At 41.4% G+C, this 12,131-nt stretch carries 11 protein-coding genes and 1 pseudogene; all 12 read right to left on the reverse strand.

Going from position 1 to position 12,131, the window contains the following annotated elements:
* Positions 1 to 8: 8 nt before the first annotated feature.
* The 12 genes and pseudogenes from DWV85_RS04830 to DWV85_RS04890 all read right to left on the reverse strand — a co-directional run bounded on the left by DWV85_RS04830 (position 9) and on the right by DWV85_RS04890 (position 11,942).
* Complete coding sequence (locus tag DWV85_RS04830; RefSeq protein WP_024066473.1) at positions 9 to 965, reverse strand: DUF2232 domain-containing protein; 957 nt, start codon at positions 963 to 965, stop codon at positions 9 to 11.
* 193 nt (positions 966 to 1,158) lie between these two features.
* A complete protein-coding gene (locus tag DWV85_RS04835; RefSeq protein ID WP_083791382.1) occupies positions 1,159 to 3,327 on the reverse strand; it encodes a ribonuclease J in 2,169 nt (722 codons plus the stop codon).
* 435 nt (positions 3,328 to 3,762) lie between these two features.
* Positions 3,763 to 3,888 (reverse strand): annotated as a pseudogene (locus DWV85_RS09445) (DUF805 domain-containing protein); the annotation flags it as partial.
* Positions 3,872 to 4,669: a uracil-DNA glycosylase gene (locus tag DWV85_RS04850; RefSeq protein ID WP_123138167.1), complete on the reverse strand. Its 798-nt coding sequence runs from the start codon at positions 4,667 to 4,669 to the stop codon at positions 3,872 to 3,874. The pseudogene DWV85_RS09445 and the gene DWV85_RS04850, both read right to left, overlap by 17 nt.
* A 266-nt stretch (positions 4,670 to 4,935) precedes the next feature.
* Positions 4,936 to 5,709, reverse strand: a complete 774-nt coding sequence (locus tag DWV85_RS04855) for an ABC transporter ATP-binding protein (protein ID WP_004698211.1) — start codon at positions 5,707 to 5,709, stop codon at positions 4,936 to 4,938.
* Positions 5,710 to 5,720: 11 nt separating this feature from the next.
* The gene (locus tag DWV85_RS04860) at positions 5,721 to 6,473 is read right to left on the reverse strand and encodes an ABC transporter permease (RefSeq protein ID WP_060919135.1); all 753 of its coding nucleotides are present in this window, start codon (positions 6,471 to 6,473) and stop codon (positions 5,721 to 5,723) included.
* A gap of 10 nt (positions 6,474 to 6,483) precedes the next feature.
* On the reverse strand, positions 6,484 to 7,437 hold the full coding sequence (locus tag DWV85_RS04865) for an ABC transporter substrate-binding protein (protein WP_123138168.1): 954 nt from the start codon (positions 7,435 to 7,437) through the stop codon (positions 6,484 to 6,486).
* 489 nt (positions 7,438 to 7,926) lie between these two features.
* On the reverse strand, positions 7,927 to 9,558 hold the full coding sequence (locus DWV85_RS04870; protein ID WP_060919137.1) for a glycosyltransferase family 39 protein: 1,632 nt from the start codon (positions 9,556 to 9,558) through the stop codon (positions 7,927 to 7,929).
* A gap of 10 nt (positions 9,559 to 9,568) precedes the next feature.
* On the reverse strand, positions 9,569 to 10,156 hold the full coding sequence (locus DWV85_RS04875) for a DedA family protein (RefSeq protein WP_008602158.1): 588 nt from the start codon (positions 10,154 to 10,156) through the stop codon (positions 9,569 to 9,571).
* 164 nt (positions 10,157 to 10,320) lie between these two features.
* On the reverse strand, positions 10,321 to 10,542 hold the full coding sequence (locus tag DWV85_RS04880; RefSeq protein WP_123138169.1) for a DUF2922 domain-containing protein: 222 nt from the start codon (positions 10,540 to 10,542) through the stop codon (positions 10,321 to 10,323).
* Positions 10,543 to 10,763: 221 nt separating this feature from the next.
* Complete coding sequence (locus DWV85_RS04885; protein ID WP_009352393.1) at positions 10,764 to 10,970, reverse strand: DUF1659 domain-containing protein; 207 nt, start codon at positions 10,968 to 10,970, stop codon at positions 10,764 to 10,766.
* A 225-nt stretch (positions 10,971 to 11,195) separates the two neighbouring features.
* On the reverse strand, positions 11,196 to 11,942 hold the full coding sequence (locus tag DWV85_RS04890; RefSeq protein WP_123138170.1) for a hypothetical protein: 747 nt from the start codon (positions 11,940 to 11,942) through the stop codon (positions 11,196 to 11,198).
* Positions 11,943 to 12,131 lie beyond the last annotated feature (189 nt).

Consider the following 12,131-nt stretch of genomic DNA (forward strand, 5'->3'; position numbering starts at 1 on the left):
TTCTATTACTATTGACGCGCTTTGTAACGTGTCCGCAAATCTAAAAACATATCTATAACACCAAATATCGCTAGTGCTTGTCCAAAGAAGAAGGCATACACACCAAGCAATATCCACTTCAATTTATTACTCATGCGATAACTACTCATTAAGTCTGCTAAAGCTGCAAAGCCATGAACAGAACACATAGAGCTACCGAGGAGTAATACATTAGTACTAATGGCTGTGACCCATGAAGAGTCCATACTAATATGTGGAGCACCATATATACCAATAATGCCTAACGCATATAAACCGGCACTCCAGATAGGCATTCTCCACTCTTCAATCGGTAAAAATCGAGGTATGGAGATATGTAACCGCTTGCCTAACCATATAGATATCTGAATAGTTATATAACTATATGATACGGCAGCTATAGCTACAGCTACAAAAAACGCATCCTTCAAACCGGTAGCTAACTTATCTACATTTTTCACAAATAAATCCGCTTGTTCCTGTGTAATATTAGAATTCGTTTGTAATGCTTGGTCAGCAATCATACGAGCTTGCTCTGTCATCTGTATATCTATCATTGATAGGTCAATACCAGATATATACGCTTGTGCAATGAAAGTTACTAATACAGCAACAAACATAGCAATACTAGGGAGTAGTAACCGTTTAATTGTTCCTAAAGAAAGACGATTACCCTCTCCTACTCCTACACCTACCGTAGCAAATAAGCCAACAGGTATACCATTCCATGGTCCAAATAAAATTACTGCTAAAAAAGTAGTAACAATAGCTGCCGATATACTATATTTGCGGCCCCATTTTGTGCCAATTATGCCAATGGCCGCAGGTGTAACAAAAAATGATAAAAAGGCGAAAGCTGGTATATAAACACTGATAGCACTAAGGATAACACCTATAGCACTAACAAAGGCAGTTTCCACCATCGCTCTTGTATTTGTTTTATTCATAAATCACCATTCTTACATAAGAAGATATATTAATTGGTATCTTTTAATTATAACAGTTTAAAACGGTAACTTCAAATACCCCATATAGTAGACGAATGCGATAGCAGTGCTATTAATGGTAGTTTTTATTGCTCTTTTAAAATGTCAAAAGTACCACACCATGAGGTGCGGTACTTTTCTGTATTATATAAGATTATACGTCTTGAATAATCGGCAAGATCATAGGACGACGACGGGTTTTATCATAGAAGAATTTACCCAATGCGTCACGTACGTTTTGCTTAATGGTTGTCCAGTCTTTGATGCGTTGCATTTCACAATCTTCAAGAACTTGTTCTACGCGGCGCTCCGCAGCAAGCATGAGTTCTTCTGCGTCACGAACGTATACGAAGCCACGAGATACGAGGTCTGGACCAGCTACGATAGTACCAGACGCTTTGTCCATCGCCATAACAACGATAACCATACCTTCTTGTGCCAATTGTTGACGGTCGCGGATAACGATATTACCTACGTCACCAACGCCAAGGCCATCAACGAAGATAGCGCCAGCTTGTACGCGTCCACCTTTACGACCACCATCTTTATCAAATTCAAAGATTTGACCATTATCGCCGATAAGGACTTTCTTAGGATCTACGCCCATAGCCACACCAAGTTCACCATGACGACGCAACATACGGTACTCACCATGAACTGGGATAAAGTATTCTGGACGAACAAGGTTAAGCATTGTTTTAAGCTCTTCTTGGCTCGCATGACCAGATACGTGGATACCACGGTCTTTACCATATACCACATTACAACCTAAACGAAGTAAGTTATCGATAGTTCTACCTACAGCACCTTCGTTGCCTGGAATTGGTGTAGCGGAGATGATAACAGTATCATTCGGTGCCAATTCTACAGTGCGATGATTGCTTGTTGCCATACGGGACAAGCCTGCCATCGGTTCACCTTGAGAACCAGTCGTTAAGATCATGATTTGGTCATCTGTGTAGTTGTGCATTACATCTACATCGATGATTGTATTTGGTGGAATATTCAAGTATCCGCGTTCTTGGGCAATTTCTGTAACATTGACCATGCTGCGGCCCATAACTACAACCTTACGGTTGAACATAACCGCCGCATCAATAGCTTGTTGGATACGGGATACGTTGGATGCGAATGTTGCCAAAACAACGCGGCCTTTTGCTTCTCCAACAGCTTGTTTAATCGCAGGACCTACGGAACTTTCAGAACCAGTAGTACCTGGTTTTTCTACATTTGTAGAGTCCGATAATAGCGCTAATACGCCTTTGTTACCGAGCTCAGCAAATTTGTGCATATCCATCAAACGGCCATCAACTGGGGTTTGGTCAATTTTAAAGTCCCCTGTATGAAGAACCGTCCCGATTGGTGTATTAAAGTATACAGCGCAGGAGTCAGGAATGGAGTGATTTGTTTGGATGAAACCAACAGTCACTTGACCAATTTGAACTTCATCGCCGGCAGCAATCGTACGCAGACATTTTGGAGATACCTTATGTTCTTTAAACTTGCCTTCGATTAATCCACAAACGAGGTTTGTTGCGTATACTGGGCAACTAATTTCTTTCATAAGGTATGCCAAAGAACCGATATGATCCTCATGACCATGAGTAATTACGACAGCTTTCACGCGGTCTTTATTCTCGATGATATAGCTCATATCAGGAATAACGATATCTACGCCAAGCATATCTTCACTAGGGAATGCAAGCCCAGAGTCAAGAACGATGATTTCGTCCTCGTATTGGAAGATAGTCATATTTTTACCAATTTCACCAAGACCACCTAATGGAATGATTTGGAATTTTCCCTTGTTGGCGCCATTTGGTGTGCGACCGACTAATTCCACTTGTTCCTCTTGATTGTTCCAACCTGTAGAACGATTATTTGAGCGGTTATTATTGCGGTTCTGACCATTTTGACCATTGCGACCATTATTAGTACGCGTATTACGTGTATTTTCACCACGCGGTGCACGAGTTTGACGAGTTTTGCGTTCTTGACCTTCACCTTGTTCGGCATTGCGACGTGTATTTGTACGGCGAGTCGTATTAGTACGGCCACCATTCGCACTTGTGCGAGTATTTGTAGAACGGCGTTGGCGTGTTGCACCTTCACCTTCACCAGCTGTTTGTTGGCGCGTACGACCTTCGCCAGCAGGGCGGCGTGTATTTGTACGGCGACGCGTTTGTTTTTGCTCGCCTTCAGCCGCAGCTGTAAGAGTAGCAGTTTTTGCTACTGTTGGTTCTGCTTTCACTTGCGCAGTAACCTGATTATCTGTTGTATTCACAGTTCCTCCTAAAATTTTGTTCATTAATTTATTTAACATAGTTTTTCTCACCTATCACTTGAATTGATCTATGCCACGAGGAAATGTCACACAAAGAAAAAGGCGCTATTATACTAGCGTCTCGTCAAATGGGCGCAAAAATGCGCTATCAAATTTTGCCGTTCCTAGTTTGTGTGCCATTTGCCGTAGCAAATGAGTATAGTGCACTATCAGATGCTTCAACCGCAAGAGACTTCTGTTTTTATCTCAATCCGATACGCAGTGCAATATAGTCCGATCTGTTTTGATGAAAGCCTCACTTTCATACGTTGTGCTCATTATAACATAAAAACAACATAAACAAAAGAGTTCTACGCTTGATTCATCAAAAGTAACATAAAATTTTACTACTACTTAAAAGGGCGGCTCAAACCGAACCGCCCCAAAGCATTTCATTATTTATCATCTGGCATACTTTTATAAAATCCTTCAATATGCACTCACCAGCAATGCAACGAGAATTCGAGTAGTGAAAGCGCTACTCGTAGGCGATATCTTCATAATAGATGCCAACCGTTTGTCAATGGCGATGTTCCTCAACGCCTCACCATATTGATTGGCCTATAGCTTTAGCAAAACCTTCACGGTATAAATTAGCCCCACCGTTAGCCGGATGTCTAAGACCGATGGCTGAAAGGCCGAATCGCCCCATCGTGTCCGCCGATTTTTGACCGACAGCGAGCACGAGCGGCTTCGGTCCACCTAATTCGGTATGCAATGCCAGCAGTCTTTTCGTATATTTCCAGCCCAGCTGCTGCTCCGACTCGGTCGGTGTCCGATTAGTGAGCGGTTCGCCCGCCTTATGAGGATGAAAGGGAAATATATTCCACAACAGTGCATCGTATGGATCGATTCCCTGTTCAATGATGGCACTCCATACTACCGTATCCGTAGGTTCGTTGAACCCTTGTTCCTGTTGAGTCCGTTTCAGCATAGGACTCACAGGGGAACTAGTTCTGTGTAATGTAACAGGTGTTATCTGATGGGCCCGAATCGTTTTATGCTTATCCAACAACATGCGTTCACAAGTAATGGCAATGCCCGAAAAGCGCCCACCTTGATATCCAACAGCCTCCGCCACCACAAAGATTTTGGAGCGTCCCAACCGCGGCAACAAATACGCCATCAAATTATTACGACGCACCTGAGCCGCATCAAAGCCAGACCGAACAATTTCGAGAGCAGTATTCACCTCACCCCACGGATTGTGAACAAGCTCTCCCCTATATTGACCGAGCCAATCTACAAACTGCTGTACTTTTGCAATCTGATTCGTATCAAACGAGGCTATATATTCATCAAAAGACAGCGTTTTTTCTTCCTCTGGTGCAAATAAGGACATAGGATTTCCCCCAATTTATACTACCGAACCATATAATTAATAATGCTGTATATCATGATTATCAAGCTTTTATATACTGTATTTATACACTAAAACCTATAGTAATACAATCCATATATTACGATGCCCAATCATGATATGTGATACTATATCCGATAATCACGCACTACATAAAATGTATACTGTTACTGTATTCATAATAGCACCTATTTCTGAAAGTTTGATGCAAAATTAATACTCAAATATATCTACATGCAACATCACAATTATATATAAAACTCGATTTTGTCTTCTTTGGCGAGCTGGAATTGTTCAAATATGTGGTTTCGAATATTGACGAAGGATGCCGAGGTCCTGTCCGTCCTATCGATGAGATTGACAGGGATGATCGTTTGCACCCGTCCCGGATTAGCAGCGAGCACTACGACGCGATCCGCAAGGACCACCGCCTCTTCGATATCATGCGTAACGAATACGACCGTTTTACCCTCTTCACGGCAGATGCGGGAGATTTCATCCTGTAAATTGATGCGTGTCAACGCATCGAGGGCCCCTAGCGGTTCGTCCATGAAGATAATATCCGGATCGACCGCCAGCGCTCGCGCAATGGATACACGTTGCTGCATCCCGCCGGACAACTCCGCCGGATAACGATTGCGCGCATGGTCGAGCCCCACCATTTTCACGTATTTGTCGATGATAGCAGGTCGCTCTTCCTTAGGCACATTCTTACTTTCAAGGCCCAGTTCAATATTACTTTCCACCGTTCGCCACGGTAGCAGTCCGTAATTTTGAAAGACCGTTACATACCGCAGTTGAGGTGCTTTCACCTCCGCGCCGTCGATGGTAATAGAGCCCGAAGTAACGAGCTCAAAGCCGGCCATAGCATTTAAAAGCGTGCTTTTACCGGACCCGGAAGGACCTAAAAGGCAAATAAATTCACCTCGTTCAATGTCCAGATTAATATTTTCAAGGATGGTGAGCGGTTCTCCATCTTTCATAAATTCCTTGTGTGCATTGCGCACCGAAATGTAACCCATACGTCCACCTCCTATTTCTCAATGCCCCAACGTCTATAAATCCATTTTTCGATGAGGGATACGCCCCAATCGAGCAAAAGACCTACAAAGCCAATCGTCAAAATCGCCACCATCAGAAGGTCGTTACGCAAATTATTCCGCATATCGATGATGAGGAATCCAAGACCCGTCTGAGAGCCTACCATTTCCCCTGTCACCAGGAAGATCCACGCCGTGCCGAGCGCGATGTGAAGGCCCGATGCAATACCGGGAAACACGGCGGGCAATACAATTTTAAATAACAGTTCCGGCTGTTTGATGCCAAAATTTCGAGCCACCTTGATATATACGGGATCGATATTCTGAATCGCGGACACCGTGGACAATAGAACCGGGAAAAACGCCGCGATAAAGATGATAACGATGGCCGGCGCCTGTCCGATACCGAAAAACAGTACGATAAACGGCAACCATGCCACCGGTGAAATAGGACGAATCACCTGAACGATGGGATTTATATAGTTCCAAATGCCTTTATACCAGCCTAAAATAAGGCCTAAAAACACGCCGGCTACGACGGAAATGACATAGCCTATGAAAAAGCGCACCAAACTGTCCGCAACATCCTTGAATAACACGCCGTCTCCGATGAGCTCCCCAAAGCCGAGCAACACTTTGTACGGCGTCGGCAACAAGGCTTCGTTAAATCCGCCGAGGCGAACAACCAGCTCCCAAATTAGCCACGCTGCGATAAATGAGCCCGGCACATATGTATATTTCTTCATGGTCCCCCTCCTATGGTAACAATGTTTGATCTACAAACTCTGAATAGCTCGGCACGTTTTTGATTAAATCAATATGTGTCATGTGATGCACGAGCGCATTGTAACGCTCCTCTGTAAGGGCTAAATCTTTAAACCCAATCACTTTGAGGGAACGTTCAATAACAGGATCCTTAAACTTCATGTATTTTAAGGAAATCTCCTTTTGCGCCTCCGGATGCTCGTCTAAATACGTACCTGCATCGAGATAAGCTTTTGTGAAAGCCTTCGCCAAATCGTGGTGTTCATCGACGAATTGACCGTTGAATACGAGGGCGCAGCAAATATTGTCATGCCATAAGTGATCAGGGTCTTCAAAGACCTTCCCAGCTCCCATTTCTATAGCAAGAGAACCGAAAGGCTCCGCCACGCTATATCCAGCGATTTGACCGACCGACAATGCGGACGGCATTTCGGGAGGACTCATCTCCACTATCTGTACGTCCTTCTCGCTAAGACCCGCCCGTTCAAGCATGAGGTCTACAAGGATTTTTTGAGTTGATTGCTTATGAGGGATAGCAAAGGATTTGCCTTTTAAATCCTGTACAGAGTTAATATTATTATTTACAACGATAATGTTACCTTCCGTATGACCTAATGCCGCTGCGCGCACATCAATTCCCTGTTCACGAGCCTTTACACCGAGCTCAACGAGAACGGCTGCAGCGTCTACTTTACCGGTGTTGAGCGCATCCATGAGTTCCGGCCAGGAACCGTATTTAACAAGCTCTACATGAACGGGACCATCTGCTGTCTCCAGTTCCTTCATAGCAAATACGGGTAGCGCATGCGTAATCGGTAAATACGCAACGCGCACGGTTTTTAATTCTTGGGCGGTCTTTGGTTTACTGTGTTCATGATAACCATACGCTAGCCCACTTACTATCAACAGCACGATAGCAATGAATAGATACCAAAATTTCTTCATAATGTCCCCTCTTTCTACCTCACAACAAGGGGCGTTTATGACTCATATCATTTTCCGCATTTTTCTATACCTTAGATGAAATCAGGCTTTAGAACACCTCGTCTTCTAAACTTAATATAACCTACTATATCAATATGTATTAATTATGTCAATAAATCATATTAATATTGTAGGTATTATTATTTATGTACGAAAAATGTCAATATAGACAAGATCCTATTCATTTAAATAAGCATTTTAATATAAAAGGCAAATAAATAGATAGTATATATAGGATCAACACCAGTAAACTTTCAGATAACATAAAACCGCAAGATTTTAATTAACCAAAAACAGCAAACAACTAATTAACGAAAAGTGGTAAGGTGCTAATTAACAAAAAAACAGATAGTATTCGTTGTGATATGTACCCCCTTTACTAGACAACCAGTAAAGGGGATACATATCATTGGATACTACCTGTTTTTAATGTTTATTAAGTTTTCACAATTATTTGAATAGAGTCTTTTTATTTAATACGTAAACTTCAGATGTACCTGCTTCACTAGACTCAGATACATGTGGATAAATGGAGGACTGATGGAAATGCTTAATTTCCCCTTTTGGAACGATTAACATAAGTGGCTTACCAGATTCGATAATCTTGTTAAATTCCTCTTCACTTACTTGTTCCATAAGATATTTTTTCTGCCATTCAGCGCTACGTTTTTTTAATTTATCTCGATCATCCCAGCGACTTTCATCACCATTAATCTTGATAACCTTATGACCCGTATAATACACAACAGCCGTACTATAGCCGTTATAGTAATAGACATCCCCTTCATAGGAATCCACTACTGGAACAACATCAATATTACTACGTTGCTTAACGAATGGCTCTAAACCTTCCATAACAACTATAGAAGATATAACCATCGTACCAAGGACAATAATTGTAACTAAACGATATCCTCTTTTCGTATACCATGTATAGAACATAGCCAATATTGCCATAGCAACCACGACATAGAGCAAACAATAAAAACCCCATGGTGCGAAGAAAGAACCTGCTACATAAGCAATCCACAAAAGCAACGTCGGCCCCATAATAATCCATTTTAAGGCTCTAGATTTGCCTTTGCGAATAAGTTTCATAACGCCCAAAGCACCGATAGCACTAAATGGGACTAAGCTAACAAAGGTATATAGAGGGTATTTTGTTGCCATCAAGGTGTAGAATAGCACAATTCCAACACCCCAAGTCATATTATAGATAAACCCTGTATGACGTTGTTTAAAACCATCGATTATACCGTAAATAACAGCACCCGTCCACGGCATAGAAGCACCAAGGAAGATAGCGAGATAATACCACCACACATTATCTTCTGGATGCTCCGATTGAGTAGCGCGAGTCACATTGTGAAGCCCTAAGAAGCCATTGATAAAGTCTTGACCATGAACACTGTACATGTACACATACCACGGCAAACAAACTACACAAAAAGCTAAAATGCCACGCCAATCGAAGATGGCTTTCACCATAGACCAAGAACGATTAATACCTGCAAAAACAAGTAGAATCATACCAGGCAACACAATCGCTACCGGACCTTTAGTGAGTACGCCTAACGCAGCAAATACATAGGCCACAATCATGGCATACGGTTTCTGTTCCACCAGTCCCTTGTAGGAGTAAATCATGACCATCAACGTCGTATAGAGGAGCACCATATCCGTAATAACGCCATGTGCTACGGTCCAGAACATGAGAGATGTGCCTAGAACGGATGCCCCAATGAGACCAAGCGCCCACTTACCGCTCATGGTGCGCGTAGATTGATACATGGTCGCCACCGACAAAGCACCAAAAATAGCACTCGGTAGGCGCACCACCCAATCAGCAATTCCAAAGATTTTAAAGCCAAGAGCAATGAGCCAATAAATCATAATTGGTTTATCGTACCAATAAGTACCATAAATCTGCGGAGATAGCCAATCACCTGAAAGAACCATTTCCTTTGCCGTTAACGCATAATTAGATTCAACGGGATCTGTAACAGGCAACATATTATTGCCAAACATATAAAACACTAGCCACACAATAAATACGACTGGTGTTAATCGAGAGAGTTTCATAAGGGCCTCCTTATCGACGATTACGATAGTATCTAAAGCCCAGTACTACAGCTATAATGACAAATACAACGATCATAACAATCAAGAACTCATGATTGTACTCGATAAGGTCTTGCCAATTTTCACCAAGTACCTTGCCTAAGTAAACGAGCAAAATCGTCCAAGGAATCGTACCGAGTACCGTCCAAATGATGAAATGCCACATGGGATAGCGTGCCATTCCTGCAGGGAAGGAGATAAAGGTACGAACACCAGGTAAAAGTCGACCAAAAAATACAGCTACACCGCCATATTTATTAAACATCTTTTCTGCCAGTTCAAATTTATGTTCATTAAAGAATATATATTTACCATATTTCAATAATAAAGGGCGCCCACCATGCTCACCCATCCAGTAGGATACTATAGAACCAACAATACCTGCTAAGATACCTACCACCATTGTTGTATGCATATCAAATATGCCTTGAGCTATTAAATACCCCGCAAAACCAAGTACGATTTCACTTGGAATAGGCACATTAGCATTTTCTAGAACCATTGCAATAAACATGGCCGTATAGCCATATGTTTCCATAAACGAAATAATATATTCCACTATTTTACCTCATTAAAAATCCCCATCCGGGTTCTATAATGTACTTATGCTTGTACATCATTTCGTGAAAATTTCATCCAACCATTTGGTACACCATATATTTTACCATAATAAAGAGACCCTCACCACAGGTGAGGGCCCTTTAAGATATAAACAGTATGCGATTATTGCAATTCAGTAGTTTGTATCTTTACTTCACGAGCTGTAGTAAATGCTGCTAATTCTGCATCACCAGAACCAAGAATTACTTTATTAGCCACTAACGCATTAGCCGCTGTTTTAGCATCTTGTAAAGTAATTCCAGCACGAGGAGCACTAATTGTGACTGATGTGCTTTTACCACCGACCGTAGAAAATGTAAGATATACAACGCGTTTTTCCGCCATGTGGGCGCCTCCTTTCACGTTTCATAAACAAGTTCATCGAATCTAGATAGGCTGTAAACATGTTAGATTACAAGTATACGTATCTTCGATTCATATCAATAAGGATGGGAATGTGTGGACTTGCTATTTCTACACCTCTTTACGACTATCTGAGAATGTACGAATCTAGCAATAAAATGTGTTTGGAGCACCTAAAACAAGAATGAGTAGAAACTCTACCCTTAATGCCCTAAGGATACTTCATTGACGCGGACCACGTCGGACAAGCTGTGGTCATACAAGGCTGCCAGCGCATTACCAACGGTTTTCACATTATCGTCAGACGCTTCTTCTGCAACACGAGTATAAGTTACGTCTTTGTACTTCGGCGCATCTTCGGTACCGATGTTAAAACGCAACACCAATTTAGTGCGTTTAATGTTAGCCATCGTATCACCTCCTTTCACCCTCTTATATTCCTGAGGTCCTCATTCGACAACCCCTTTGCCGTTATTTAAGGTACTTATGGTGAAAGTAGCTGAACTCTGACTGTAATACTATAAATTGAAATAGAAAAAGACCTCTACCAAGTGTTATCTAGAAACTTAATATTCTAGATACCACCAGTAAAGGTCTATAAAGTGCTCTTATTACGAGTACTATTCAAATACATATTATTCGGTTTTCAACGCCAATATAAAGTCATATGCTTTAACAGCCGCTTCAGTGTCCACAAAATGTAGAGGATTTAACATACGACAGAATTTAAAAAGATATTCATGTTTACGTAAAATTTCTTTTATATGTAGCACTGTCTCACGAGCTGTACAAGCTGAGCTATAGCCATTCATCATAGCATATAGATACGAAATGGATAAATTATCCTCCCGAAGGAAGCTGTGAACGAAGACGAGTAAATCCCAGCCTTGCGGTGTTAACTCAGGCCAACGACGGCTATTCTCCCAATCGAGTAATGTGATCTTATCTAGTTCAGGCTCATATGTAATGTCGCGCATAGCAGGACGACCATGACTCAAACCATAATCATGCAACTGACCTAATGTCTTGCCAAACATATAAAAAATATGACTTAACATATCTTGCAAACTATCATCCTCTGGATGTTGAGCGGGCAATTCGCTATAATATGTTAACGTTTTACCACAAGCTTCTGTAACAAAATAATGTTCTCTAAAACCAGCAATAACAGGAGCTACTGGCAATTGCGTATTCACAAAAGAAATCTTGTAAAACTCATAATCAAAAGAAGCTCTAGGTGCGGGCTTAATCCAACTAGAGCGATGGTTACTTATATCCTGTTTTACAAAGTACTGTTTGTTGTTAAAATCCACAGAAAAAACACGATGTTCTGTCTCTTGATCAATCATTCGATCAATATATTCTAATAGCATATCATTCATTATTTCCCCCCGTATATACACTCTATAATGCTAATCACCCTCTCAAAGCATAATGACTAGCATTTCCAATATAATATTTCCCAAAAATATATTGTATAGTCTAGTATATATAGCATTATAATAATTTAGGAATTACAACATATTAGCTATTATTCATATAAGTGTATACAATTTGTGTACTTATTATAC

It is taken from the genome of Veillonella sp. AF13-2 (genome assembly GCF_003603295.1).
Classification (GTDB): Bacteria; Bacillota; Negativicutes; order Veillonellales; family Veillonellaceae; genus Veillonella; species Veillonella parvula_E.